General features: G+C 62.4%; 32 protein-coding genes. 7 read left to right on the top strand and 25 right to left on the bottom strand.

The window, feature by feature from the left end:
- The first annotated feature begins 79 nt into the window (after positions 1-79).
- Positions 80-277, top strand: coding sequence for a DUF3606 domain-containing protein (locus HMPREF9697_RS01700; RefSeq protein ID WP_002715413.1), 198 nt, complete (start codon positions 80-82; stop codon positions 275-277).
- Between the two features lie 17 nt (positions 278-294).
- Here HMPREF9697_RS01700 and HMPREF9697_RS01695 read toward each other — a convergent pair whose 3' ends face one another.
- Positions 295-1224 carry a dihydrodipicolinate synthase family protein gene (locus HMPREF9697_RS01695; RefSeq protein ID WP_040307767.1) on the bottom strand — a complete coding sequence of 310 codons (930 nt, stop codon included), beginning with the start codon at positions 1222-1224 and terminating at the stop codon, positions 295-297.
- 172 nt (positions 1225-1396) lie between these two features.
- Here HMPREF9697_RS01695 and HMPREF9697_RS01690 point away from each other — a divergent pair, with 172 nt between their 5' ends.
- Positions 1397-1807: a hypothetical protein gene (locus HMPREF9697_RS01690; protein ID WP_002715411.1), complete on the top strand. Its 411-nt coding sequence runs from the start codon at positions 1397-1399 to the stop codon at positions 1805-1807.
- Between the two features lie 32 nt (positions 1808-1839).
- Here HMPREF9697_RS01690 and HMPREF9697_RS01685 read toward each other — a convergent pair whose 3' ends face one another.
- Positions 1840-2661: an isocitrate lyase/PEP mutase family protein gene (locus HMPREF9697_RS01685; RefSeq protein ID WP_002715410.1), complete on the bottom strand. Its 822-nt coding sequence runs from the start codon at positions 2659-2661 to the stop codon at positions 1840-1842.
- A gap of 121 nt (positions 2662-2782) precedes the next feature.
- Here HMPREF9697_RS01685 and HMPREF9697_RS01680 point away from each other — a divergent pair, with 121 nt between their 5' ends.
- Both HMPREF9697_RS01680 and HMPREF9697_RS01675 read left to right on the top strand, forming a co-directional pair.
- Positions 2783-3640, top strand: coding sequence for a hypothetical protein (locus tag HMPREF9697_RS01680; RefSeq protein ID WP_002715409.1), 858 nt, complete (start codon positions 2783-2785; stop codon positions 3638-3640).
- 100 nt (positions 3641-3740) lie between these two features.
- Positions 3741-4757, top strand: coding sequence for an alpha/beta fold hydrolase (locus HMPREF9697_RS01675; protein WP_002715408.1), 1017 nt, complete (start codon positions 3741-3743; stop codon positions 4755-4757).
- 29 nt (positions 4758-4786) lie between these two features.
- Here HMPREF9697_RS01675 and HMPREF9697_RS20780 read toward each other — a convergent pair whose 3' ends face one another.
- The 9 genes from HMPREF9697_RS20780 to HMPREF9697_RS01630 form a co-directional block, all read right to left on the bottom strand.
- The gene (locus HMPREF9697_RS20780) at positions 4787-5113 is read right to left on the bottom strand and encodes a twin-arginine translocation (Tat) (protein ID WP_081602509.1); all 327 of its coding nucleotides are present in this window, start codon (positions 5111-5113) and stop codon (positions 4787-4789) included.
- A gap of 81 nt (positions 5114-5194) precedes the next feature.
- Complete coding sequence (locus HMPREF9697_RS01665) at positions 5195-5470, bottom strand: EscU/YscU/HrcU family type III secretion system export apparatus switch protein (RefSeq protein WP_002715407.1); 276 nt, start codon at positions 5468-5470, stop codon at positions 5195-5197.
- Complete coding sequence (fliK, locus tag HMPREF9697_RS01660) at positions 5467-7143, bottom strand: flagellar hook-length control protein FliK (protein WP_002715406.1); 1677 nt, start codon at positions 7141-7143, stop codon at positions 5467-5469. Before fliK ends, HMPREF9697_RS01665 begins: the two co-directional genes overlap by 4 nt.
- 69 nt (positions 7144-7212) lie before the next feature.
- Entirely contained in the window at positions 7213-7989 is a 777-nt protein-coding gene (locus HMPREF9697_RS01655; protein ID WP_002715405.1) for an ATP12 family chaperone protein, read from the bottom strand.
- Positions 7990-8005: 16 nt separating this feature from the next.
- Positions 8006-8362 (bottom strand): hypothetical protein, encoded by a 357-nt coding sequence (locus HMPREF9697_RS01650; protein WP_002715404.1) that lies wholly within the window; start codon positions 8360-8362, stop codon positions 8006-8008.
- Between the two features lie 9 nt (positions 8363-8371).
- Entirely contained in the window at positions 8372-9613 is a 1242-nt protein-coding gene (locus tag HMPREF9697_RS01645) for an RluA family pseudouridine synthase (RefSeq protein WP_002715403.1), read from the bottom strand.
- The gene (locus tag HMPREF9697_RS01640; RefSeq protein WP_002715402.1) at positions 9610-10941 is read right to left on the bottom strand and encodes a replication-associated recombination protein A; all 1332 of its coding nucleotides are present in this window, start codon (positions 10939-10941) and stop codon (positions 9610-9612) included. Before HMPREF9697_RS01640 ends, HMPREF9697_RS01645 begins: the two co-directional genes overlap by 4 nt.
- Before the next feature lie 30 nt (positions 10942-10971).
- Complete coding sequence (locus HMPREF9697_RS01635; RefSeq protein ID WP_002715401.1) at positions 10972-12372, bottom strand: DegQ family serine endoprotease; 1401 nt, start codon at positions 12370-12372, stop codon at positions 10972-10974.
- Between the two features lie 59 nt (positions 12373-12431).
- Positions 12432-12815 carry a winged helix-turn-helix transcriptional regulator gene (locus tag HMPREF9697_RS01630; RefSeq protein WP_002715400.1) on the bottom strand — a complete coding sequence of 128 codons (384 nt, stop codon included), beginning with the start codon at positions 12813-12815 and terminating at the stop codon, positions 12432-12434.
- Positions 12816-12957: 142 nt separating this feature from the next.
- Between HMPREF9697_RS01630 and HMPREF9697_RS01625 the strand changes: the two genes are divergently transcribed.
- The 3 genes from HMPREF9697_RS01625 to HMPREF9697_RS01615 all read left to right on the top strand — a co-directional run bounded on the left by HMPREF9697_RS01625 (position 12958) and on the right by HMPREF9697_RS01615 (position 16224).
- Positions 12958-13968: a zinc-binding alcohol dehydrogenase family protein gene (locus HMPREF9697_RS01625; RefSeq protein ID WP_002715399.1), complete on the top strand. Its 1011-nt coding sequence runs from the start codon at positions 12958-12960 to the stop codon at positions 13966-13968.
- A gap of 19 nt (positions 13969-13987) precedes the next feature.
- Positions 13988-14995 (top strand): ABC transporter substrate-binding protein, encoded by a 1008-nt coding sequence (locus HMPREF9697_RS01620; RefSeq protein ID WP_002715398.1) that lies wholly within the window; start codon positions 13988-13990, stop codon positions 14993-14995.
- Between the two features lie 185 nt (positions 14996-15180).
- A complete protein-coding gene (locus HMPREF9697_RS01615) occupies positions 15181-16224 on the top strand; it encodes an acyltransferase family protein (RefSeq protein ID WP_002715397.1) in 1044 nt (347 codons plus the stop codon).
- A gap of 40 nt (positions 16225-16264) precedes the next feature.
- On the opposite strand, the gene HMPREF9697_RS01610 is transcribed toward HMPREF9697_RS01615, so the two are convergent.
- From HMPREF9697_RS01610 to rpsH, 14 genes are all read right to left on the bottom strand, one after another.
- The gene (locus HMPREF9697_RS01610; RefSeq protein WP_002715396.1) at positions 16265-17059 is read right to left on the bottom strand and encodes an SDR family NAD(P)-dependent oxidoreductase; all 795 of its coding nucleotides are present in this window, start codon (positions 17057-17059) and stop codon (positions 16265-16267) included.
- 130 nt (positions 17060-17189) lie between these two features.
- Positions 17190-17801, bottom strand: a complete 612-nt coding sequence (locus tag HMPREF9697_RS01605) for an ankyrin repeat domain-containing protein (RefSeq protein ID WP_002715395.1) — start codon at positions 17799-17801, stop codon at positions 17190-17192.
- Positions 17802-17896: 95 nt separating this feature from the next.
- Positions 17897-18316: a 50S ribosomal protein L17 gene (rplQ, locus tag HMPREF9697_RS01600; RefSeq protein ID WP_002715394.1), complete on the bottom strand. Its 420-nt coding sequence runs from the start codon at positions 18314-18316 to the stop codon at positions 17897-17899.
- Positions 18317-18428: 112 nt separating this feature from the next.
- The gene (locus HMPREF9697_RS01595; protein ID WP_002715393.1) at positions 18429-19448 is read right to left on the bottom strand and encodes a DNA-directed RNA polymerase subunit alpha; all 1020 of its coding nucleotides are present in this window, start codon (positions 19446-19448) and stop codon (positions 18429-18431) included.
- A 115-nt stretch (positions 19449-19563) separates the two neighbouring features.
- Positions 19564-19953, bottom strand: coding sequence for a 30S ribosomal protein S11 (gene rpsK, locus HMPREF9697_RS01590; protein WP_002715392.1), 390 nt, complete (start codon positions 19951-19953; stop codon positions 19564-19566).
- A 95-nt stretch (positions 19954-20048) separates the two neighbouring features.
- Positions 20049-20417, bottom strand: a complete 369-nt coding sequence (rpsM, locus tag HMPREF9697_RS01585; protein WP_002715391.1) for a 30S ribosomal protein S13 — start codon at positions 20415-20417, stop codon at positions 20049-20051.
- A 182-nt stretch (positions 20418-20599) separates the two neighbouring features.
- The gene (locus HMPREF9697_RS01580; protein ID WP_002715390.1) at positions 20600-21589 is read right to left on the bottom strand and encodes an adenylate kinase; all 990 of its coding nucleotides are present in this window, start codon (positions 21587-21589) and stop codon (positions 20600-20602) included.
- A complete protein-coding gene (gene secY, locus HMPREF9697_RS01575) occupies positions 21586-22917 on the bottom strand; it encodes a preprotein translocase subunit SecY (RefSeq protein ID WP_002715389.1) in 1332 nt (443 codons plus the stop codon). The genes HMPREF9697_RS01580 and secY overlap by 4 nt, the downstream gene beginning before the upstream one ends.
- Before the next feature lie 109 nt (positions 22918-23026).
- Positions 23027-23542: a 50S ribosomal protein L15 gene (rplO, locus tag HMPREF9697_RS01570; protein ID WP_002715388.1), complete on the bottom strand. Its 516-nt coding sequence runs from the start codon at positions 23540-23542 to the stop codon at positions 23027-23029.
- Positions 23543-23553: 11 nt separating this feature from the next.
- The gene (rpmD, locus tag HMPREF9697_RS01565) at positions 23554-23748 is read right to left on the bottom strand and encodes a 50S ribosomal protein L30 (protein ID WP_002715387.1); all 195 of its coding nucleotides are present in this window, start codon (positions 23746-23748) and stop codon (positions 23554-23556) included.
- Between the two features lie 26 nt (positions 23749-23774).
- On the bottom strand, positions 23775-24353 hold the full coding sequence (rpsE, locus tag HMPREF9697_RS01560) for a 30S ribosomal protein S5 (protein WP_002715386.1): 579 nt from the start codon (positions 24351-24353) through the stop codon (positions 23775-23777).
- Between the two features lie 51 nt (positions 24354-24404).
- The gene (gene rplR, locus HMPREF9697_RS01555; protein WP_002715385.1) at positions 24405-24767 is read right to left on the bottom strand and encodes a 50S ribosomal protein L18; all 363 of its coding nucleotides are present in this window, start codon (positions 24765-24767) and stop codon (positions 24405-24407) included.
- 11 nt (positions 24768-24778) lie between these two features.
- Positions 24779-25312 carry a 50S ribosomal protein L6 gene (gene rplF / locus HMPREF9697_RS01550; protein WP_002715384.1) on the bottom strand — a complete coding sequence of 178 codons (534 nt, stop codon included), beginning with the start codon at positions 25310-25312 and terminating at the stop codon, positions 24779-24781.
- Positions 25313-25325: 13 nt separating this feature from the next.
- Positions 25326-25724 (bottom strand): 30S ribosomal protein S8, encoded by a 399-nt coding sequence (rpsH, locus tag HMPREF9697_RS01545; RefSeq protein ID WP_002715383.1) that lies wholly within the window; start codon positions 25722-25724, stop codon positions 25326-25328.
- Positions 25725-25728: the final 4 nt, after the last annotated feature.

The following is a 25728-nucleotide window of genomic DNA, read 5'->3' as shown; positions in this document are numbered from 1 at the left end:
CAACGGTTCCTTAACGCCACTGGCAATTCACGGTTCAGAAGCGCGGTTCGTCGGCATAATCTGCCGGCGGAGGTTGTTCATGATCCATCTCGTCAAGGTCGCCGACGTGCTCGCCGCCAATATCGGCGTGCGTGCGCCCGCAACGATCGACATGAACGACAAGGAGTCCGCGAACTATTGGGCCTACCGGCTCAATGTGTCGCCGCAGAATCTCGCCGCCGCGATCGAGAAGGTCGGCCCCTCGGTCGCCGCCATCCGGCGGCACCTCAGCACCTAAACGCCACCGCGGCCTGCTTACAGCGCCGCGCGCTTGTCGAACTTCGCCACACGCGACAGCAGATAATCGACTTCGGCCCGTGCCGTGGCTGTCATTCCAGCCGACGGCTTGCGCTGCGCGTCGGAGGACAAAAGACCACGCTTCTTCAGAACATATTTGCGTACCGCGAGGCCGACGCCCTGCTGCTGCTCGTAGCGCATCAGCGGCAGATGCGCGTCGAACAGATCATGCGCGGCATCGCGCTTGCCTTCCTTCGACAACCGGACGACATCGACCAGCATGTCGGGGAACGCATAGCCCGTCATCGCGCCATCCGCGCCTCGCTCCATTTCGAAATCGAGGAACAGCCCGCCGTTTCCGGTCAGGATCGACAGCGGTGCCAGCGATCCGTCCTTCTGGAAATTGCGCAGCGCCGTGATTTTCTCCAGTCCCGGCCAGTCCTCATGCTTGAGCATGACGCAGGACGGATTCTCCGACACGATGCGCTTGATGACGGAAGGCGTCATCACCACCGACAGCGTCAACGGATAATCCTGCAACACCCACGGCACATCCGCGCCGATCGCCTCGACCGCCTGACGGAAGTAGTTGGTGATCTGATCGTCGGTGCGCAGCGACGGCACGGGCGCGATCATCACCGCCGCCGCACCGGCATCCATCGCACCGCGCGCGAGCGAGCGCATCGCGGCAAATCCCGGCGCGGAAACGCCGACGATCACCTGCCTGTTTCCCGCGCGCTTGATGAAGCGCGACGCCACCGCAAGCGACTCTTCACCATCGAGTTTCGGCGCTTCGCCGAGAATGCCAAGAACGGTGACGCCTGAGCAGCCGACTTCACCATAGAAATCACTGAGGCGGTCGATCGAGCCTTCGTCGATCCGGCCGTCGTCGTGGAAGGGCGTCGGTGCAATGGTGAACGTGCCGCTCGCGGCAGGGGTCAGTTTCATGATGATCTCGGTAGAGCTCGAAAGGGAGGAAGTGTTCCCAAGCGTTAGCATATTTGGCCTCGGCGGGAACCCCGCACGAGCGCATATCCGGGCGGTGGAAAGCTCGAAACATCAGGAACTGGCGTCCTCCCGAGCGGTTGCCTTCTCAAGACATAAATGAGGAGGATTAGACATGATTGTTGACCGGGATCCGAAAGATCTGGCGCGGAATCAAGAGGAATGGCGCCGTCGGCAGGCACTGGAGAACGAGCTGCAGGCTGACCCGGAGTTGGCGGAAGGCCCTGCGGGTGGTGGCCGGATGGCCCTGTTTGCGATTGCCGTGATCGCGATTCTGGGCGTCGTGCTTTACGGGCTGAACAGCACCTCGCCGACCGATACGGCGAGCAATCCGCCGGCACAAACGACGGCCAGCGGCACGACGGCACCGGGCAAGATGTCTCCGAACACCAATCCGGGACAGACCACCGGCTCGGCGCCTGCTCCGTCTCCGCAGATGTCACCGCCGCCGCCTGCGGCTAACCCGTCGCCGGGCAGCGCTGCATCCGGCAGCACTGCGCCTGCCGGTGCATCGGGCAACCAGTAACGACCATGACCCTCGCCCTCTTGGGCGAGGGTCTAGTTTTCGTCGAAGATACGGTTGAGCTCGGCGTACTTCGCCGCATGCGCGAACTCGTTGAACTCGCCCTTCTCCAGAATTTCGTGCGCGGCGCGTTGCACCGCGCCCCAGGCTGCGCGTGCCATTGCTCCGCCGACGCTGATGCGCCGCACACCAAGCTCCGCCAATTCCATCACGCTCAGGCCGGGCGCGCCCATCAGGATATTCACCGGCTTGGGCGCAACCGCTTTCACCACTTCGGCCACCTGTTCGCGCTTGGTCACGCCGGGCGCGTAAAGGCATTCCGCGCCGGCTTCGGAATAAGCCACGAGCCGGCGGATCACCTTGGCAAGATCAGTCTCGCCCGTAAGAAAGCCCTCGCAGCGGCCGATCAGCATGACGTCGGCTCCGCTGGCATCGATCGCGCTGCGCGCAGCCGCGATGCGCTCGACCGCCTCATGAAAATCATAGAGCGGCATGCGGGCGTCCCCGGTCGCATCCTCGATCGACAGACCGGCAACGCCTGTTTCGATGCAACGGCGCACATTGGTTGCGACGCCCTGCGCGGTCTCGGCAAACCCGCTTTCGAAATCGGCGTTCACGGGCAAATCGGTCGCCGCGCATAATTCCGCGAGATGCGACAGGACATCCTCGCAGGTGACCTTATTATCTGGCCGCCCCTGCGACCACGCATAGCCAGAGCTGGTCGAGGCCAGCGCCTTGAAGCCCATTGCGGCGAACAGCCGCGCGCTGCCGACATCCCACGGATTGGGCAAGACGAAACAGCCGCTGTCATGCAGGCGGCGGAAAATGGTGCGTTTGCGGTCCAGCGAAATCGGCATTTTTGGTTCTCTCCCTGACCCTCCAGCCTATATCACGGCGAATGTGCAGTTGACATCCGCTGGCAATATTCGGCGTAATCGCAGCACTTTCGGCAAAGATTCAGGATTTGGGGCGCGGTTCATGTTGCGATCGATGATGCTGGCTGGTGTGACGCTGATCTCGGCGGCTTCCCTGGCGACGGGTAATGAACTCAAGCCGAAAACGCCGGACACCGCCTTCTCCGGAAAACTGCGCCCCGACATCATCGGTATTTCCAGCGACGACGACGCCGCAAAGGTCGGCGGCACGTTTGAAGCCTACCTGAAAGAGTTTCCGAACGCCAAGCCACAGGCAACCCAGCAGAAGTTCGGCAAGACCGATGTGACCTACGCCACCTTGATGAAATTCGACACGCCCGCTGCCAAGGACCACGGCGCGGAGTCGATGGAGGTGCATTTCACCTCGCCCGCAAGTGGCAACTTCGCCTATTACATCACCCGCGACCTCGGCTTCGCCAAGGACAAGCAGCCGACGCAGCAGGATATGATCCAGCGCGTCACCGAAAAGTACGGCAAACCCACCGCGATCGGCGACGGCCGGCTGTATTATTTCTACAAGGGCGGGAAAATCGTTTCGGTGAAGCAGAAGTACACGCCCGAGAGCGCCGTGACCGCTCTCAACGAGCCGATCAGCCCGAAGGCAGCCGTCGCTCTGAACGACGCCAACGGCCGCGGCAGTTGCGTCGCGGTGCTGAAGCACGTTCAGGCCGAAACGGAAAAATCGCTCACCCGTCTCGCGCAGGATGCGAAGGGCGCCAACTGCGACGGGCTTGTCGATATCGCATTATCTCCCGGCAGCGCGAAGGATCGCATCGGCAAGGCCGTCTTCACCCTGATCGACTTGAAGCGCATCGCGAGCGCGGCAAAGATCGACAACGAAGCGCTCGCCTCCGGAAACACCCCGCAGAAGACCTCCTCCGGTACGTCGCCGAGGCTCTGAGCGCGACAATCATCAGCAGGATGTGATGCACGATACGCGGCCGCCGCCTTCGCGACGACCGCGCGATTTTCTATGATGGCATCTCATCCGGGAGATTATCATGAAGCACACCTCTGCTGTCGTCCTGCTGCTCGCCTCGCTGAGCGCCGCCCACGCGCAGACTGCCGCCACGAATGACACGCCACAGAAGGAGCCTTACGGCATCGGACTCGAGGGTTATCCATATCCCTACCCCGTCCACCAACTCCCGCTGGTCAATGAAGGCGAGCAGGTGCGGATGGCCTATATGGATGTCGCGGCAGCCAGCCCGAATGGCCGCACCGTCGTCCTTCTGCACGGCCGCAACTTTCCATCGAGCTACTGGGCGCCGGTCATCAAAACACTGAGCAGCAACGGCTACCGCGTCATCGTGCCGGATCAGATCGGCTTCGGAAAATCCTCCAAACCCACTTTCGATCTGCATTTCGATACGCTCGCGCGCAATACCATCGCGCTGCTCGATCATCTGCAAATCCCGAAAGCTGATATCGTCGCCCATTCGCTCGGCGGCATGCTGGCGGTGCGTATCTCACGCGCCTATCCCGACCGCGTCGACCACCTCATTCTCACAAACCCGATCGGACTTGAGGATTACCGGCTCTATGTGCCGCCAACTCCAACCGAGAAAATTCTCGCGCAGGAGGACAAACTGACGGCCGAAGCGTACCGCAAGCAGCTCGTCAACAACTACTCGTTGAAGCTGCCGCCCGAGCAGATCACCCCGTTCATCGATGCGCGTTACGGCATCAAAGGAAGCCCAGAATATCCGCGCTGGCTGCGCGCCTTCGCCAGTTCGGCGCAGATGATCTATCGCGAGCCGGTGGCGCACGAGATTCCGCTCATTACCGAGCCGACGCTGTTCATCATGGGCGAGGATGACCACAACGCGCCGGGCAAGCCGAATGCGCCGGAGGCACTGAAGCCGAAGATGGGCCACAACGCCGATCTCGCCCGCGACCTCGCAGCGAAGATGCCGCACGGCCGCGCGGAGATTATCCCCAACGCCGGGCATCTGGCTTTTCTCGAAAAGCCGGACCAGTTCGATAAATTGATGCTGGATTTCCTGGCGACGAAATGATCGGGGCGGGATATCCCGCCCCTTTCACCTCAATAATAGTAGCGGCGGCGCCAGTGACGATGGCGCCAATGCCGCCTCCGCCAGCCCCAGTGGCGGCGATGCCAGTGATGACGGCGCCAGTGATGGCGGTGCCAATGACCGTGGTACCCGCGATGATGACGCCACCGCACTTTCTCGACCTTCGCCTTCTCGACATCCTCCGATGTTGCAAGCGCAGGCTTGGCCTCTGTATCGGGGACTGACGGCTCTCTCGCGAGCGGAGATGGCGTCGGCGTCATCGCTTGCGCCGCGCGCACGGTGACGACCGCACCGGCGGCCATACCAAAAGCGATTTTCAGGAAGTCTCGTCTTTCCATATTCAATCCCTTTCGTTACCTCCAGCAGCCAAGCCTCGCCGCTGCGGGATGAACGTCGCCTGAATTGAATAAGTTCCAGGGCTAGCGGATCTTGCCCGAGAGTCTCATGACAAAAATCAACACTTCCGCCACGGCTTTGTACAATTCGGCCGGAATTTCATCGCCGATCTCGACATTGGAGAGCGCGCCCGCGAGCACCTCGTTCTCCTGAACTGCGACATTATGCTCGTTCGCGACTTCGATGATTTTCTTCGCGATCTCGCCCTTGCCCTTGGCGACGACCCGCGGTGCACCCTTGCGATCATAATGCAGCGCAACGGCAAGCGTGTTCTGGATCGGAGTCGTTGTCGTCGTCATAGCGCGCGATCCAGAAAATGTCCGCTTGGCGCGGGCTGCGCGGATGGCGCACCGCTTCCGATCACGATATCGCCCGGCGTGAGTTCCGCTTCACGCAAAGCCTGCGAGAGTTGCGGCGCTTCGGCCTGCAGCCGTGCGACAGTCGCGCTGCGCTCCGCCCACATCCGCACCGACGTACGCTCTCCCGCGAGCGAGACCTGCGCATGCACCGGCCCGGCCGGTTCAAGATTGATGGAGAAGCGCGCACGCCAGACACGGCTCGCCGCCTCAGCCGAGGCCGCCTCACCACCGCCATCGCGCGAGATTTCAAATTGTGCGACAGCCGTGCCTTGCGGCGTCGCGAACGGAATTTCGAAATTCCAGCGCGCCGTCGGATCGAATTTGGCGTGCGTGGCCTGCTCCGGCAGCGACGCAATCTGCAACAAGGTCTGGCGCGCAAGCGCGGCGTCGGTGTCGTCGAGCAGACGATGCGCCACCGCATCGGGCGGCGTGCGATGATCGATCGTCGGCGGCACGGCAGGTTGCGCCGAGGTCGCGGCACCACGAAATGGCGGCGGCACGCCATCGGTGTCCGCCGCAACACCATGGCTTGCCGCTGCGGACTGTGCGAGCGTCACGCCCTCTTCCGCGAGCTGCGAGATCACCGCATCTTGCACGCCTTTCGGAAACGCCCGCAATATCATCTGCAGGGTCTCGGCGGACGATGCCGTGCCGCTCTTGCCGAGAAGCAGAGATGACGGTGTATCGCGCGTGGCAAAAACGGGATCGCCCAGATCCTCAACCTCAACTTCGCTCGTCATCTCCACCACCGCGCCCGGCAGCATGATTTCCTCGACCTCCGCCGCCGGCATCGCTGCGGGCGCAATCGATGGCGCAGCGATTTCGGCCTGCGCACGCGCCTGACCCTGCTGCGCGAATTGTCCGGGCACGGCGGCATCGTCGGGCGGCGGCTGTGTTGCTCCACCGAGCCACGAGCCAAGAATTTGCCTGAACACGATCAGCGCGGCCTTGAGATCTGGCGCCGCCGCTGCATTCGATAAAGCCGGTGCAGGCGTTGCCGCCGCCTGCTTCTGCGATTGTTCGTAAAACAGGCCGGACTGCCGGAATGCGGTCGCAATGTCTTCGCCACTCAGTTTCTCGGTCAGCGCCGGACGCCCCGCAAGCAGCGAATGCGCCGCCTGCTGCAACACGTCGGGCACATGACCAGACGTCGCGGCCACCGTGAGATTGGCAAACAACGGCGACAGACTGCCCTGTTGCCCCGCGGCGGTCTGCAACGCTTTCGCCACCGCGACGACCTCGAGCGGTGTCAACGGCCGGGTCACGGAGGCACCCTGTGCATCGCTCGTGGCGGAAGACGCATTTGGCGCGATGGACGGACTGACAAGTGTCGCAGGTTGTGCCTGAGATGATGTGTCAGTCGTCTGCGGCACGATCTGCAGCCGCACGCCGTCCGGCGTTTGCGACACCGCGAGCTGCAGCGCCTGCCCGACCTGCAACGGCACTTCCGAGGCCACCTCGATCGACAGCGAGGCGACCGCGATGCGCACGAAGTCGTTCGCCAGCACCTGCAGCACCTTGGCGTCGATCACGCTGCCAGGCTGCAGCGTCACCGAAGGCGAGGCTGCATCGGCGGCAATGACCGGCGTGATTGGGTTGATGCTGATGGCCATGGGCGCTCCGCGAATTCGCGCCCACGGTATCCCCGCGTCGTTAATCTCTTCTTAACCCACGCGATGGGCCTAGCGCGGAACCGCCGCCAGCACCCGCACGGCGGCATCGAAATCCCGCCGCCGCTGGGCACGGCGCCGCATCACTTCCTCGTCCGCGCCCCACTGCTGGCTGTTCCAGTCTTCATCGACATGCGCCGCGGCCCAGACCTGATCCGCCGTCAGTGCCTTGCGATGCAGCGCCAGCGCCAGCAATGCCGAGCCGGTGATCGTCGTCACCACGTGCAAAGCCGCGACCGCCCAGGGCGTTTCCGGCAAAGCCTGACGTACTGCATGAACGGCGGGCTCGGGCTGCTTCACGTGCATCACGCCCTCGGCGAGGATGAAGTGTGCGCCCAGTTCGTCCGCCAGCCAGCGCAACACCGGATCCCAATGTTCGGCTTGCAGGGCAATGAGTTCTTCGGGAAAGCTCGCGCGATAGAACAGCAGATCGGTGTCGAAATATTTTGCGATGTCGTCGCGTACCGCCACGACGTCGTCCGCGACGCCATCGACCGTGCTGTTGGCGAGCCGTGTCATCGGCATCGACAGCGGATCGATCATCTCCGCCTGCGCGCCCCACTCCGTCGCCATGGCCTCGGCAAGCTCGCGCACCGGCGCGCCGAGAAACCGCTTGCCGGGCGTGCGCACGGGCTTGCCGTCGAGCGTGACAGCGAACCCTTCCGGCGTCTCGGCAACCCCCGCGCTCTCATAGAAGCGCTTGCGCAACGGCGTTGTCGAGGATTTGCGCGAGGCTTCCCGCGGATCGAGCGGCGAATGGCCAAGGGCCTCGTCGAACAGTTCACGCATATCGCAATCTTCTCTTTTATCGCTGGTGGGCGCAGTTGCGGGAATAGGACGAGCGCTCGCCGGGGCCAAGCCCCATCGCAGCCGCCTCATCGAGACAGCGCGAAATCCGCCGATCGAAGGATTCCCGCCTCTGCGGCTTGAGAACCTGCTTCGGCGGCTTACCGGGCTGCACGTAACCCGGCGTCGTGTTCTGCAGTTCGAAAGGCGGCGGCGAATCCATCTTTGGCACCTGCGGCACCGTGATGGCCGGAGGCGGCGGCGGGGCCGGCGGTGGCGGAAGCACCGCTCTCCCGGATGGCGTCGTATAAATTTGCGCAAACGCGGCACTGAGCGGCAGGATGCACAACAGACAGATGGCGGCCAGCTTGCGCATGGGACGACCCTATTCTTCCGGCGCTTCCTCGATCGGATCGAACCTGTCGGCCTCGAGCCCGAGCAGATTCCACGATTGCAGCATATGCGGCGGCAGCGGCGCGGTGACATCGATCACGCCGCCGCGCGGATGCGGGATGACGATGCGGCGCGCCAGAAGATGCAGCCTGTTCTGTAACCCGCCGGGAAGCTGCCAGTTCTCCTTGTTGAAATATTTCGGATCGCCCACGATGGCGTGATCGATATGTGCCATGTGCGCACGCAACTGATGGGTGCGGCCGGTGACGGGCTTGAGCGACACCCAGGCGAGCTTCTGGGCCGAAGCCTCGACCACCGCGTAATAGGTCACGGCATGCGCCGCGCCCTCGTCGCCATGTGCCGCAACGCGCATGATCGAGTCTTCCTCATTCTCTTCCTTGGCGAGATAGGTCGAGATGCGCCCCTGCTTCGGCTTCGGCACGCCTGCCACCAGCGCCCAGTAGATCTTGCGTGCCGAACGATGGCGGAACGATCCGGTCAGCGTCGAGGCGGCAAAACGGGTCTTGGCGATCAGCAGACAGCCAGAGGTTTCGCGGTCGAGCCGGTGGACGAGGCGCGGGCGCTGGCCCTTGGCATCGCGCATCACCTCGAGCATGCCGTCGACGTGGCGCGTAAGGCCGGAGCCGCCCTGCACCGCAAGCCCCGCTGGCTTGTTCAGCACCATCACGTCGTCGTCCTCGAACAGCACCATCTTGCGCAGTTCGTCCCGGATCTTCGCTTCGGTCTCGGTGAGATGCGCGGTGGCCTTCGGCGCGTCGAGCTTGAGCGGCGGAATGCGCACGCTGTCGCCCTCGTTCAGGCGATCCTTGCTGTCGGCGCGCTTGCCGTTGACGCGCAGCTCGCCTTTCCGGACGATCCGCTGGATGTGGGAGAACGACAGGCCCGGAAACCGCGCTTCGAGAAAACGATCGACGCGCATGTTGTTCTCGTCCGCGGTGACGACAACGGTCTGCACCTTGGTCGGCAGAGGCGGCGCAGGCTTCTTCTCCTCCCGCACCTCCGGAAATGCCTCACGCGCAGGCTTCGCCGGGCGGCGCGGCCTCTCGTCGCCAAACCGTGCATCCGGCTTGTCGAACGAACGCTGGGTCGGCCCGCGCTTGTCGGAGGACTTTTTGGCGAAGGACGGCTTGCTACGCTTGTCGCCGCGCTTCTCGCCTTTCTTGGCCTCGCGCACCGATTTCTTTTCGAGGGGTTTGCGGAAACGGCGGCTCATGACGATTTGTCTTTTCTCAGTTTCGCCCAGTAATCGAGGCGCTTGCGAATCTCGCGCTCAAAACCGCGCTCGGGTGGATTGTAGAAGGTCTGGCGGCCCAGCGCTTCGGGGAAATAGTCCTGCCCCGAAAAGCCTTCCGGCGTGTCGTGATCGTATTCGTAGCCGTCGCCGTAATTCTCGGCCTTCATCAGTTTGGTCGGCGCGTTGAGGATGTGCTTGGGCGGCAGCAGCGAGCCTGCCTGCTTTGCCGTACGCATAGCTGCGCTGAAAGCCCTGTAGGCGGCATTAGATTTCGGCGCGGTCGCGACATAGACGACGGCCTGCGCGATAGCGAGTTCACCCTCGGGCGAACCCAGAAAATCATAGGCATCCTTCGCCGCATTGGCGACGACCAGCGCCTGCGGATCCGCCATACCGATGTCTTCCACCGCCATCCGCACCACGCGCCGCGCCAGAAAGAGCGGGTCCTCGCCCGCATCAAGCATGCGCGCGAGATAATACAGCGCCGCGTCCGGGTCGGAGCCGCGTACCGACTTATGCAGCGCCGAGATCAGATTGTAGTGCCCATCCGCCGACTTGTCGTAGATCGGCGCGCGCCGCTGCAGGATGTCCTGCAACTGCGCGGCATCGAAGACTTCATTGGCGCGGGCAGCGCGCCAGACCTCCTCGGCAAGCGTCAGCGCCGCACGGCCATCGCCATCCGCCATCCGCACCAGCACGGCGCGCGCTTCCGCATCGAGCGGCAATGGCCTGCCCTCGACTTCCTCCGCCCGCGCGTAAAGCTTCTCGACTGCCGCTCCATCGAGCGAATGGAACACCAGCACGCGCGCCCGCGACAGAAGCGCCGCGTTGAGTTCGAACGACGGATTTTCCGTGGTCGCACCGACGAGTACCACCGTGCCGTCTTCCATCACCGGCAGAAACGAATCCTGCTGCGCGCGGTTGAAGCGATGGACCTCGTCGACGAACAGCAGCGTGCCCTTGCCCATCTCGCGGCGATCGCGGGCGGCATCGAATACTTTTTTCAGATCAGCAACACCGGAAAACACCGCCGAGATCTGCTCGAAATGCAGTTCGGTCGCATCCGCCAGCAGCCGCGCCACCGTGGTCTTGCCGGTGCCCGGCGGACCCCAGAACACCAGCGAGCCAAGCGTGCGCGTCTCCAGCATGCGCGTCAGCGCGCCGTCAGGACCGAGAACGTGATCCTGACCCACGACATCGGCGAGCGTGCGCGGACGCAGCTTCTCCGGCAGTGGACGCGGCGCGTCCTGCTCCAGCCCTGCGGCGGCGAACAGATTCGCAGATGGGGCGGCCTGCTTGGCGCTCATGAATGTGCCTGCTCTCCCGGCATTCCGCCGTCAGCCGCCCAGCGTAACGTTGATGCGCTGGCCGCCCCGAATGATGGTAATGCGCCAGAGCCGAGCCGGTTCGCTGGTCGCACGCTCAAGGTCGCTTGTTTTCGAGATGGTTTTGCCATTCACCGCAACGATGACGTCGCCCTTCTGGAAGCCCACATTGGACGCCAGCCCATTCTCGCCCACTGAAACGACGACGACGCCTTCGACATTGGAATCGAGCCGCAGTTCATCGGCCAGCGCCGGAGAGATATTGGCCACCCGCGCGCCCTGGAACGGCGAACGCGACTTCAATTCGATCTCGTCGCGGCCCGTATCGGGAGCAACCTCGAGCGGAACCTTGAGCTTGATGACGACGTTCTGCCGCCGCACGCTGACCTCCGCCGCGCCGCCCAGCGGCCGCGTGGCGAAGCGATAATCGAAGCCGTTCGGATCATCGACGTCCTGACCGTCGATCGACACGATCAGATCGGAGACCTTCATGCCCGCCTTCGCGGCCGGGCTGTTCGGCGCGACGCTGGTCACCAACGCGCCTGCCGGGCGCGGCAGGCCGAGCGTCTCGGCGATCTCGGGCGTCACGGCTTGCAACCGGGCGCCGAGCCACGGACGCCGCACGGCCTTGCCGCCGCTCTTGGCGGAGGCCACCACCACCCGCACCATGTTGGCCGGAATGGCGAAGCCGATGCCCTGCGAGCCGCCCGAGCGCGAGAAGATCGCGGTGTTGAGGCCGACGAGCTTGCCGTTCATGTCGACCAGCGCGCCGCCGGAATTGCCTGGATTGATCGCGGCATCGGTCTGGATGAAGAACTGATAATCGGTGATGCCGACCTGCGTGCGCGCCAGCGCCGACACGATGCCGTGCGTCACCGTCTGGCCGACGCCGAACGGATTGCCGATCGCGAGCACCACGTCGCCGACCTGCAGTTCATCCGAGTTAGCGAGATCGAGGGTCGGGAATTTCTCGTGCGCATCCTTGAGCCGCAGCACCGCGAGATCGGTGCGGCTATCCTTCAGCACGATCTCGGCCTCAAACTCGCGCTTGTCAGCAAGCGAGACCTTCACCTGATCCGCCCCCTCGATGACGTGATTGTTCGTCACCACGAGGCCGGATGAATCCACCAGCACGCCCGAGCCGAGCGAACGCTGCATCTGCTCCTGCTGGCCGCCGGGCACGCCAAAGAAGCGGCGGAAGATCGGATCGTCCAGCAGCGGATTGCGGTTCTGCACGATCTTGGCGGCATAGACGTTCACCACCGCGGGCTGCACATGCTGCACGATCGGCGCATAGGACAGCCGCAACTGGTTGAGGGAGGATGGCACCGTCCGATCCTGCGCGACAGCAGGCGCGGCGCTGACAATTGCGAACGACAGGGCAGCCAAACCGAGACAACGAGAAAAGGTCATGCATGAATTCCGCTGTGAATGAGTCCGATATAATGAAGCTGCGCGTGCCGGAGAAGCCGTCACGCCGCCCGTTTGCGGGCGATTTTGGGTTTTTGCGAGGCTGTGTCCGCCGCCTCCAGCCGCGCCCTGTGTTCGATGCCCCAAGCCCGCAGCGCGTCGATCACCGGACGGAGCCGCTGGCCGGTCTGCGACAGCGCATATTCCACCCGCGGCGGGACTTCCGGATAGACGGTGCGGGTAATCAGGCCGTCCTCTTCCAGCGCCCGCAATTGCTTGGTCAGCATCCGCTGGGTGATGCCCGGCATCTTGCGGCGCAGCTCGCCGAACCGCAGCAGGCCCTCCTGAAGGTGGAACAGAATGACGCCTTTCCACTTGCCATCGATGAGGCCGAGCGTGATCTCAACCGCGCATCCCGCTTCGCCATGACCGTTCTTGCGCTTCATCACGATCCTTTCCGCGCCTAACCGTCTGCATTGGCGCGAACTCCATGGTATCAATTATGGTACTATCTCACATTTTCGACAGTACTTGCAAATATTGTCACCACGCCGCTCTATGGGCCATCCAGCATCAAGGGGAGCGCGCATGAAGGCCGTCGGATACCAGCAATCCTTGCCGATCGAGGACGAGCGTGCCCTGCTCGACTTCGATTTGCCGAAACCCGAGCCCGGGCCGCGTGATATCCGCGTCGCGGTGAAGGCCGTGTCGGTCAATCCGATAGACACCAAGGTGCGCATGCGCGCCACACCACCGGCAGGTGAATACAAGGTTCTGGGTTATGACGCTGCCGGCGTAGTCGATGCGGTTGGCTCCGAGGTGACGCTGTTTCAGCCGGGCGACGAGGTGTTCTATGCCGGTTCGCTGGTCCGTCAGGGTACCGATGCCGAATTTCATCTGGTCGACGAGCGCATTGTCGGGCGCAAACCGCGCACGCTGTCCTTCGCGGAAGCGGCTGCCCTGCCGCTGACCTCGATCACCGCATGGGAATTGATGTTCGACCGGATGAGCATCACGCAGGGCAAGGACGACACCCGCACGCTGCTGATCGTCGGCGGCGCCGGTGGTGTCGGTTCGATCATGATTCAGCTCGCGCGCAAGCTGACGGGCCTCACCGTGATTGCCACCGCCTCTCGCCCGGAGACGATTGAGTGGTGCCTCGATCTCGGTGCGCACCATGTCGTCGATCATTCCAGGCCGATGAAGGAGCAGATCGACAAGCTGAACCTCCCGCCGGTCGCGTGGATCGCGTCGCTGACCGCGACCGACCAGCACTTCAAGGCCATGGCCGATATCCTCGCGCCGCAGGGCGCGATCGGCCTGATCGACGATCCGCCGCCGCTCGACATCACCCTCATCAAATTCAAGGCCGGTTCGCTGCGCTGGGAATCGATGTTCACGCGCTCGACCTACCAGACGCCCGACATGATCGCGCAGCACCGCCTGCTCAACCGCGTCGCCGACATGATCGATGCGGGCGAGATCAGAACCACGCTCGACAAGGTGTTCGGCAAAATCAACGCCGCCAACCTGCGGACCGCCCACGCCACCATTGAAAGCGGCAAGTCTATCGGTAAGATCGTGCTGGAGGGCTGGTAGACGCCACAACGGGGGCTTCATGAAAATCGCAAAGCTGGTCGCAGCCGCGGCACTTCTCGCACTCTCCGCATCCGCTTCGTTCGCGCAGGCGCTGGAAAAGAAAAGCATCGCGCTGGGCGTCGGCGGCAAGCCCCTGCTCTACTATCTGCCGCTGACGCTGGCCGAGCGGCTAGGCTACTTCAAGGAAGCGGGCCTCGACGTCCAGATCAACGATTTCGGCGGCGGCGCCAAATCGCTGCAGGCGCTGATCGGCGGCTCGCTCGACGTGGTCACCGGCGCCTACGAACACACCATCCGCATGCAGGCGAAGGGACAGGATGTCCGCGCCGTCATCGTCCTCGGCCGCTATCCGGGCATCGTGCTCGCCGTCCGCAAGGACAAGGCCGCGAATTTCAAGTCGATCGCCGATTTGAAGGGCATGAATATCGGCATCACCGCGCCGGGTTCATCGACGCACAGCCTCGTCCAGTATCTGATGATCAAGAACGGCCTCGGCCCGCATGATGCATCCTTCATCGGAGTGGGCAGCGGCGCGCAGGCTGTCGCGGCCGTTCAGAACAAGCAGGTCGATGCCATTTCGCATCTCGATCCGGTCATCACCAAGCTGGAGCAGACCGGCGACATCAAGGTGATCGTCGACACGCGGACGACCAAGGGCACCATGGACGTGTTCGGCGCCACCAACCCCGCGGCCGTTCTCTACATGAAGAAAGACTTCATCGACAAAAATCCGAAGACGGTTCAGGCGCTGGTCAACGTCTTCAAGAAGACGCTGACGTGGCTGTCCAAGGCGACGCCCGAGCAGATCGCCGAAGTCGTGCCGCACGAATACTGGCTTGGCGACAAGGCGCTCTACATCAAGGCTCTTGAGAACTCGCGCGAGAGCTATTCGCTCGACGGTTCGATGTCGCCGAAAGACATGGCGACATCGCTTGACCTGATCGCCAAGACCGAGCCCGGGTTCAAGGCCTCCGCGATCAAGCTCGAGAACACGTTCGACGACCGTTTCCTGAAGGCGGCCCCTTAAACCGGGTCGTCCATCAATCGGGAGAGCGACCCTGTCCGCACAGATCGTCCCACGACACGAATTTCGTCATGCTGACAACCCGTTAGGCGTTGGATCGATCAAACACGCGCTATGCAATTTACCTGAAATTATGACCGGACCGATACTCTCCCCGTCTGGCCAACATTATCAGGCACGCATCGCAAATGATCCGGCGCAATCCGTCACTCGATCTGTTACGCGGATTGGCTATCGCGATGGTCGTTCTGACTCACTGTAGTCAGACAGCAGCCAGCGTCATTCCCGGCCTCCGGTTCTTCTCCTCGCATTATGGCGAACTGGGCGTCCAGCTATTCTTCATCGTCAGCGGCTACACGATGATGCTGACGTTCGGGGATAAGGTCGATTCGGCGTCAACGCGCTCGTTCTATATCCGACGCATATTCAGGATCGCCCCGCTGTTCTGGGCCGCCATCGCTTTTTATCTGATGATGCCGACCAACCCGGATCAAAAAATGTGGGCTCCCGATGGCATTGGCACGCACGAAATTATTCTGACGTTCCTGTTTCTGCATTGGATAAGCATCACAGCGTTCAACTCCGTCGTACCCGGCGGGTGGAGCATTGCCGTCGAAATGCAGTTCTATCTGCTGTTTCCGCTTCTTCTCTGCGTTTTCAGAAAGCGGCACGGGCCGCTAATTTGTTACGCATTCATTGCCGTCTTCACCGTTATCGCCAGGCTGGTTGCCGATCACGTGCTTGAGCCACATCTGGCTGCCTCGCTTCCAGCGAACCAAAACTATCTGGCTCATGCCTTCTATTACGCATGGCTACCACACCAGCTGATCTGTTTTGGATTCGGTATCCTGCTCTACGACTACGTCGAGCTTAAGAGGCACCCAACCAAGGGTACGCTTCTGTTGCTCGGCGCCTGCCTCGTCTCGCTCTGGACATGCGAGGTCGCCATTCTCGCCCTCCTCGCCTTTGCCGTTCTGGCTCTGAATATCGAGAACCCTCTCGCCGGCTTTTTCGGGCGCCACTCCTACGCCATCTACCTCATTCACTTCACCTTCGTCTGGATGCTGAGAACGACATCGCTGGACCTCACCCTGATGTTTGCGCTCGTGATGGGCCTGTCGCTGGGCGTCAGCTATTTCATTACAGAACCGCTGATCGAGCGCCGCTTCAACAGGCTTGGCCATGAGCTGGCGCGCCCTTCGCCGGCGCGCCCGCAACCGGAATATTCATGAAACAACTTTCGGGCCGCTGAGATCCAGCGAATCCCGCCGATCATGCGATCGTCGGCACCAGCCCGCCTTCGGCGCGCAGCGCTGCGCCGTTGGTCACGGCGGCTTCGCGCGATGAAACATAGACCACCATGTTGGCGATCTCATCTACAGTCGCAAAGCGCTGGATCAGCGAGGACGGCCGGTGTTCCTTGATGAAGTTTGCCGCCGCCGTCTCGACTGACTGACCATTCTGTTTAGCAAGATCGCTTACGAAGGTCTCGACGCCTTCGGACATGGTGGGACCGGGCATTACGGAATTCACCGTCACGGCAGTGCCCTTGGTCAACTCGGCCAATCCGCGCGAGACAGATAGTTGCGCGGTCTTGGTCATCCCGTAGTGGATCATCTCTTTCGGAATCATGATCGCTGACTCGGACGCGATGAACACGATGCGCCCCCAGTTTTTCTTCAGCATCCCCGGCATGTAGGCCCGCGACAGCCGGATGCCTGACATCACGTTGACGTCGAAGAAGCGGTGCCAGTCGGCGTCGGGAATATCGAAGAACGGCTTGGGCTCGAAGATGCCGGTATTGTTGATGAGAATATCAACCTGCGGCACGGCCTTCACCAGCGCGGCGCAGCCCTCCGCCGTCGACACATCGGCGGCCACGCCGCGCACCTTCGTCGACGGCACTGCTTTTCCGATGGAAGCGATGGCCTGATCGACCTTCGCCTGGCCGCGGCCGTTGACGATGACATCTGCGCCCGCCCCTGCGAGGCCTTTCGCGATCGCGTAGCCGATTCCGCCGGTCGAGCCGGTCACGAGAGCTGTGGTGCCTGAAAGATCGATCTTCATCGCTGTCTCCTTTGCTGCGCTTTCTCATATGGCGTGCGCAGGCGCGCTTGCCATAAGGCAGCAGAAAAGAAGCGTTCACGATGTCGCAAACGCTGTCAGCATCTTCGGATTTCATCACGAGAAAAGACGCTTATTTCGCGCCGGCTTTATCCAGAATCGCGACCATCTGCGTGTAGCCGCGGCTGCGGGCGTGCGCGAGCGGCGTGACGCCCTCGCGGTCCGGAATATTGACGTCCGCCCCGGCATCGACCAACAGGCGCACGATCTCGGTATGGACCGGGCCGCCGTCGCTGAGAATCACCGCCTCGATCAGCGCCGTCCAGCCAAGCCGATTGATATGATTGATATTGATGGCGGTGCCGAGCAGGATCTTCACCGTCTCCGGATGGCCATGATGCGCGGCGGGAATCAGCGCGACGCCGCCATAGCGGTTGGTGCTGGTGAGATCGGCGCCCGCCGCCAGCGTCATCTTCAGGATTTCGTTGCGTCCCTCCGCACCGGCATAGAGATAAGGCGTATCGGAGATCGAATCCTTCGCGTTGACGTCGGCACCCGCGGCGATCAGCAGCCGCGCGACCTCTGCATGATCGCCATGAGTGGCGAGCAACAGCGCTGTTCGGCCGGAGCGATCGCGCGCCTCGAGATCGGCCCCCTCGGACAACAACGCACCGACCCGTAGCGCATCACCCCGCGCGGCGGCCTCGAGGAGCTGCGAGTTGACCGTTGCACCTGCAGCCGCCATGCACCCTCCACTCAAGCCGAGCACGAAACAACCGGCCAAAATAAAACGAGCGGCGCAATGCGCCGCTCGTGAAAAATTCGCAGCGATTTGATGGATCACGCCGCCTCGGACTCGTCCTTGTTCTGCACCGGGCCGGAATCCTGACCCTTGGCATCGACGTCGCGATCAACGAATTCGATCACCGCCATCGGGGCGTTGTCGCCGTAGCGGAAGCCCGCCTTGATGATGCGGGTGTAGCCACCCTGACGGTCCTTGTAGCGGGCCGCCAGCACGTCGAACAGCTTCTTGACCTGATCATGGTCGCGCAGTTCGCTGATGGCCTGGCGGCGCAGCGCGAGGCCGCCCTTCTTGCCCAGCGTCACGAGCTTCTCGACGATCGGGCGAAGCTCCTTCGCCTTCGGCAGCGTGGTGACGATCTGCTCGTGCTTGATGAGCGCAGCCGACATATTGGCGAACATCGCCTTGCGATGCTCGGCGGTGCGGTTGAGCTTGCGGTGAACTTTTCCGTGACGCATTTCTCGATCCTCAATCTCTATACCGACCGCAGTCGGACGTGTTGCTCAGGTGGGCTTCCTGCGTTCGCCCGTGAAAATCATGGCCGGGTTGAGCCGGCCATGAGGCAGATGCTCAGTAATGGTCTTCGAAGCGCTTGGCCAGCTCGTCGATATTCTCCGGCGGCCAACCGGGCACTTCCATGCCGAGGTGCAGACCCATCTGGGCCAGCACTTCCTTGATCTCATTCAGCGACTTGCGGCCGAAGTTCGGGGTGCGAAGCATTTCCGCTTCCGACTTCTGCACGAGGTCGCCGATGTAGACGATGTTGTCGTTCTTCAGGCAGTTCGCCGAGCGAACCGAAAGCTCGAGCTCGTCCACCTTCTTGAGGAAGGCCGGGTTGAAGGCGAGATCCGGAATGATCTCCTGCACAACTTCCTTGCGCGGCTCTTCGAAGTTGACGAACACGTTGAGCTGGTCCTGCAGGATGCGCGCGGAATAAGCGAGCGCGTCCTCCGGCGAAATCGCGCCGTTGGTCTCGATGGTCAGCGTCAGCTTGTCGTAGTCGAGGATCTGCCCTTCGCGGGTGTTCTCGACCTTGTAGGACACCTTGCGGACCGGCGAGAACAGGCTGTCGACCGGGATCAGACCGATCGGCGCGTCTTCCGGACGGTTGCGGTCGGCGGCGACATAGCCCTTGCCGGTGTTGATGGTGAATTCCATGCGGATTTCAGCGCCATCGTCCAGCGTGCAAAGCTGAAGCTCGGGATTGAGGACGACGACGTCGCCCACGGTCTGGATGTCGCCAGCGGTGACAACGCCCGGACCCTGCTTCTTGATCACCATGCGCTTCGGGCCTTCGCCCTGCATCTTGACCGAGATGTCCTTGATGTTCAGCACGATGTCGGTGACATCCTCACGCACGCCGGCGATCGAGGAGAACTCGTGCAGCACGCCGTCGATGTGCACCGACTGCACCGCCGCACCCTGCAGCGAGGACAGCAGCACGCGGCGCAGCGCGTTGCCGAGCGTCTGGCCGAAGCCACGCTCCAGCGGTTCAGCCACCACCGTGGCGAAACGGGTCGCGTCGGCGCCCGGCATGACCTGGAGCTTGTTCGGACGGATAAGTTCTTGCCAATTTTTCTGGATCGTCACGTTTTCACCCCTGACATTCCGAGGCTCTAGCCTCGGCGTTGGAGAGCGCGGCTTATTCCGCGCGGCATCAATTCAAGACGGTCGCGGACTGAAAGCCCGCGACCGGAAAATAAAATCAGACGCGGCGGCGCTTGCGCGGCCGGCAACCATTGTGCGGGATCGTCGTCACGTCCCGAATCGAGGTGACGGTGAAGCCCGCCGCCTGCAGCGCGCGCAGCGCCGACTCACGACCCGAACCCGGACCAGCGACCTCGACTTCGAGCGTGCGCATACCGTGTTCCTGCGCCTTCTTCGAGACGTCCTCCGCGGCCACCTGCGCCGCATACGGGGTCGACTTGCGCGAGCCCTTGAAACCCATCGTTCCGGCCGACGACCAGGCAATCGTGTTGCCCTGCGCGTCGGTGATGGTGATCGTGGTGTTATTGAACGAGGAGTTCACGTGCGCGATGCCGGAGGCGATGTTCTTGCGCTCACGACGGCGGACGCGCGTAGCTTCTTTAGCCATTGCAGTTCCTTTTCATGATCTCAACGCCGCCGTAATGCCAGCGGCTACACCGAACGGCGCGAGGCGAGAAACCCTCACGCCGCAGATTCGTTTGCTTACTTCTTCTTGCCAGCGATCGCCTTCGCCGGACCCTTGCGGGTGCGGGCGTTGGTGTGGGTGCGCTGGCCACGCACCGGCAGGCCGCGGCGATGACGCAGGCCGCGATAGCAGCCGAGGTCCATCAAGCGCTTGATGTTCATGCCGACTTCGCGGCGAAGGTCGCCCTCAACGAGATAGTCGCGGTCGATCATTTCGCGAATCTGCAGAACTTCCTGGTCGGTCAGCTGCGACACACGACGGTCGAGCGGAATCTTGACCTTCTCCATGATGTCGGCGGCGTTCTTCTGGCCGATGCCATGGATATACTGAAGCGCAATGATAACGCGCTTGTTGGTCGGGATATTGACGCCTGCAATACGGGCCACGGTCTTCACTCCTGTCGCCACCCGACGGGGCGGCTGCTTTCTTATTTAGTCGGGGCGCCTGTTTGCCGTTTGCATTCGTGCAAACGAATTCCCAAAAGCAAACACGACGCCCTGCCCTTTTCGATTTTGGGGCCCGGCATCGTCTGAAACCTATCCGACTGGATGCACGGGTATTAAAGGATTCACCGCCGTTTCGTCAACCGTTTGGCGGCCTTGGATGGGCGTTTGGCGACCTTTTTCGCCGCCTTCCGGCCCCGTCCCGCGGCCGCCTTGACGGCCCGCCCGGTCCGGTTCCCGGCAGCCTTGACCGCCTTCTTCCGGCTGGCTCCGCGAGTCACGGAGGAGGATTTGGATACCTTTTTGGTGCCCTTCTTGACTGCCTTTTTGGCGACCTTCTTGGTCGCTTTTTTGGCCGCCTTCTTCACCACCCGCTTGGATTTGGCCTTCTTGGCGGTTCCCTTAGCTGCCTTCTTGGCACCTTTCGCGGCCTTCCGGGCCTTGGAAGGACTCGCGGCGCGTTTGGAGGGGCCTGCGGCGCGCTTGGTCGCAACCTTGTGCTTCGCTGCCTGGGTGGTCTCGTCGGCCTTGGTGACCGCCGCGAGCACGCGCTCGATCTCGGCTGTCACACCCTCGATCGGCATCATGCCATCGATGGTGATGAGCTTGCGCTTATCGGAATAGTGATGAACCAGCGGTTCGGTCTGCGCGCGGTAGTTCGAAAGCCGTTTCGACAACACCTCCGGCGTATCGTCGGCACGAACGCTTTCGCCACGCTCCAGCATCTCAGCGACGCGCTTTTCGACGCGCGCGAGCAACGCGCTCTCGTTGACACGCAGTTCAATCACAGCGTCGAGCTTGAGCTTCTTCTTCTTCAGGAGAGCGTCGAGCGCTTCCGCCTGCGGCACGGTGCGCGGGAAGCCGTCGAGAATAAATCCGTTCCTGGCGTCGCCCTGCTCAATCCGGTCGGCAATGATGCTCACCACCACCTCGTCGGGGACCAGCCCGCCGCTTGCCATGATGTCTTTCGCGATCAGGCCCGTCGGGGTCTGGGCGGCGACAGCAGCGCGCAGCATGTCTCCGGTGGAGAGTTGAACGATACCGTGGTTTTGAACCAGTCGTTGTGCCTGTGTTCCCTTGCCCGCCCCCGGCGGCCCGAGAAGGATAAGTCTCATTTACGGCGGCCCCTCAGCTTCGATTTGCGGATCAGACCTTCATACTGGTGAGCCAGCATGTAGCCTTGCACCTGCGCGACCGTATCCATCGTCACGCTGACAACGATCAGGAGCGAGGTGCCGCCAAGATAGAACGGCACCGACGCATACGAGATCAGAATTTCGGGCACGAGACAGACGGCGGCGAGATAGATCGCGCCGATCACCGTGATGCGGGACAGAACGTAATCGATATATTCTGCCGTGCGCTCACCCGGGCGGATACCCGGAATGAAGCCGCCGTGCTTCTTCAGATTATCGGCCGTCTCGGTCGGGTTGAACACGATGGCCGTGTAGAAGAACGTGAAGAAGACGATCAGCGCCAGATACAGGATCAGGAACAGCGGCCGGCCATGGCCGAGCTGTGTGTTGAGCCACTGAAACCACTCCGGCCCCTTACCCGCGTTGAAGCTCGCGATCGTGGTCGGCAGCAGCAGCAGCGACGACGCGAAGATCGGCGGAATCACGCCCGAGGTGTTGAGCTTGAGCGGCAGGTGCGAGGACTGGCCCTCGAACATGCGGTTGCCGACCTGACGCTTCGGATACTGGATCAGCAGACGGCGCTGTGCGCGCTCGACGAACACGATCACGGCGATGACGACCACAGCCATAATCAGGATCGCGAGAATCAGCACCGTCGACAGGGCGCCCTGGCGGCCGAGTTCAAGGGTGTTGGCGATCGCCGACGGCAATTCCGCGACGATGCCCGCCATAATGATGAGCGAGATGCCGTTGCCGATGCCGCGCGAGGTCACCTGCTCGCCGAGCCACATCAGGAACATGGTGCCGCCCGTCAGCGTCACTGCGGTCGAAATGAGGAAGAAATATCCGGGATGGGAGACGACATTGCCCGCGCCCTGCAGGCCGACCGCGATGCCGTAGGCCTGGAACGCAGCCAGCACCACCGTGAGATAGCGTGTGTACTGGTTGATAATCTTGCGGCCGGCCTCGCCTTCCTTCTTCAGCGCCTCGAGCTGCGGCGAAACCGTCTGCAGGAGCTGAATGATAATTGAGGCCGAGATGTAGGGCATGATGTTCAGCGCGAACACCGCCATGCGGTTAATGCCGCCGCCGGAGAACATGTTGAACACGCCGAGGATGCCGCCTGCCTGCGACTTGAACACCTGCTCCCAGACGTTCGGATCGATGCCCGGCAGCGGAATGTAAGTGCCCAGCCGATAAACAACGAGCGCACCCAGCGTGAACCAGATGCGCTTCTTGAGTTCGTCGGCTTTTGCAAACGAGGAGAAATTGAGATTGGCTGCGAGCTGTTCCGCTGCGGAGACCATTGAGTGCCGGTCCTTTCACTTCATGGCGGGCTTCCGCCCGCCATCGCCATCTTGAGGTCAGTCAAGAGGTAGCAACGCAAATGCCCGGCGCAATGCCGGGCATGATTCTTTAAGACGCCTTCTTACCCTTCTTGGCAGCAGCCTTCTGGGCAGCTTCGTCCTTCGCCGGAGCGAGGATCTTCACCGAACCGCCAGCCTTCTCGACCGCCTCGATCGCCGACTTGGTGGCGCCGTGAACCTCGACGGTGATCTTGGACTTCAACTCGCCGCGACCCAGCAGGCGGACGCCGCCCTTGGAACGGCGCAGCACGCCGGACTTCACCAGCGACTCGGCGTTGATGGTCCCCTTGGCATCGATCTTCTTGTTGTCGATGGCTTCCTGCAGACGGTCCAGATTCACTTCCGACAGTTCGATACGGAAGATGTTGTTGAATCCGCGCTTCGGCAGGCGACGATGCAGCGGCATCTGGCCGCCTTCGAAACCCTTGATGCGCACGCCCGAACGCGCGGTCTGGCCCTTGCCGCCGCGGCCGGATTGCTTGCCCTTGCCGGAGCCAATGCCACGGCCGACGCGCATGCGCTTCTTGCGCGAGCCTTCGTTGTCGGCGATCTCATTGAGCTTCATTGTCTTGTTCCTTACTTCTCGTCGACGATGCGAACGAGGTGCTGAACCTTCGCGATCATGCCACGCACCGACGGCGTGTCCTGCAACTCGGAGACACGACCGATCTTGTTGAGGCGCAGACCGATCAGGGTCTCGCGCTGTGCCTTTTGACGGCGGATCGCGCTGGCGGTCTGTTCGACCTTGATGGTTTTAGCGGCCTTGGCCATTGTCCTGAACTCCAATCAGCGTCCGGTTAGTCCGCAGCCGCCTCGGCATCGCCGCCAACGCGACGCGCCTGAAGCGCGGAAACCTTGATGTTGCGGCGGTTAGCCACCGAGCGCGGCGAATCCTGGTGCTTCAGCGCGTCGAAGGTGGCGCGAACCATGTTGTACGGGTTCGACGAGCCAACCGACTTCGCGACGACGTCCTGGATGCCGAGCGTCTCGAACACCGCGCGCATCGGGCCGCCGGCGATGATGCCGGTACCAGCCGGAGCAGCACGCAGATAGACGCGACCCGCGCCGTGACGGCCGGCGATGTCGTGATGCAGCGTGCGACCCTCGCGCAGAGCGACGCGGGTCAGGTTGCGCTTGGCCGAGTCGGTCGCCTTGCGGATCGCTTCCGGGACTTCGCGAGCCTTGCCGTGGCCGAAGCCGACGCGGCCCTTCTGGTCACCGATGACGACGAGCGCAGCGAAACCGAAGCGCTTGCCGCCCTTCACCACCTTGGCGACGCGATTGATGTGGACGAGCTTGTCCACGAACTCGCTGTCGCGCTCTTCCCGATCCCGACCGCCCCGTTCGCGGTTACCGCGTTCGCGTTCAGCTGCCATTGTTCTGTCCAATCCTTGAGAGGCTTGAGCCTCTGTTCCTTAAATCCAAAATTAGAAGCTCAGCCCGCTTTCGCGCGCCGCATCCGCCAGAGCCTTGACGCGACCGTGGTAGAGATAGCCACCACGATCGAAAATGACTTCCTTGACGCCGTTCTTCACCGCGCGCTCCGCGAGGAGCTTGCCGACAGCCTTCGCCGCATCGATATCGGCGCCGGTCTTGCCGGCGTCGCGCATCGTCTTTTCCAGCGACGAAGCCGAAGCGAGCGTCTCGCCCTTCTGATCGTCGATGACCTGGGCGTAGATGTGCTTCGAGGAACGGAACACCGACAGGCGCGGACGGCCGCCAGCCGAGCGGCGCAGGGAATTGCGCACGCGCTGCTTGCGCCGGGCATTCGTGACCTTGAGTTTCGACATGACCGGCTCCGTTACTTCTTCTTGCCTTCCTTGCGGAAGATGAATTCATTGGCGTACTTCACGCCCTTGCCCTTGTACGGCTCGGGCGGACGATAGCCGCGGATCTCTGCCGCGACCTGACCGACGCGCTGGCTGTCATTGCCGGCGATGGTGATTTCCGTCGGCTTCGGCACCGTGATGGTGATGCCTTCCGGGATCGGATAAACCACATCGTGGCTGTAGCCGAGCGAGAGCTGCAGGTTCTTGCCCTGCAAGGCCGCGCGGTAGCCGACGCCGGTGATTTCCAGCTTCTTCTCGAAGCCCTTGGTGACGCCCTCGACAAGGTTCGCGATCTGGGCACGCGCGGTGCCGTACAGCGACTGCGCACGCTTGGTTTCGAAGCGCGGCGCGACGCGGATCACATTGTCCTTCAACTCCACCGACACGTCGTCGTGCACGATGAACTGAAGGGTGCCCTTCGGGCCCTTCACCTTGACAGTCTGACCCTCGACATTCGCGGTAACGCCCGAGGCGATCGCGACGGGCCGTTTGCCTACGCGTGACATGGTTCGTCCTTCCTCAGAATACCGTGAAGAGAATTTCGCCACCCACGTTCGCGTCACGCGCGGCGTGGTCAGCCATGATTCCCTTCGGGGTCGACAGCACCGAAATGCCAAGACCGTTGCGGACACGCGGCAGGTTCTTCACCGACGCGTAAACCCGGCGGCCCGGCTTCGACACGCGCTCGATCTCCTTGATGACCGGCTCGCCGTCGAAATATTTCAGCTCGATTTCGAGCTCGTTATGACCGCTGGCGTGCTCGACGCTGGCGTAGCCGCGGATGTAACCCTCGGACTTCAGCACTTCGAGAACGTTGGCGCGCATCTTCGAGCCCGGGGTCGAAACCTTGGACTTGGAGCGCATCTGCGCGTTGCGGATGCGAGTGATGAGATCGCTGATCGGATCGTGCGTTGACATGCGC

The organism is Afipia felis ATCC 53690, assembly GCF_000314735.2.
GTDB classification, from domain to species: domain Bacteria; phylum Pseudomonadota; class Alphaproteobacteria; order Rhizobiales; family Xanthobacteraceae; genus Afipia; species Afipia felis.
Note: the sequence above shows the minus strand (reverse complement) of the source record. Positions and strands in the feature narration are given on the sequence as shown.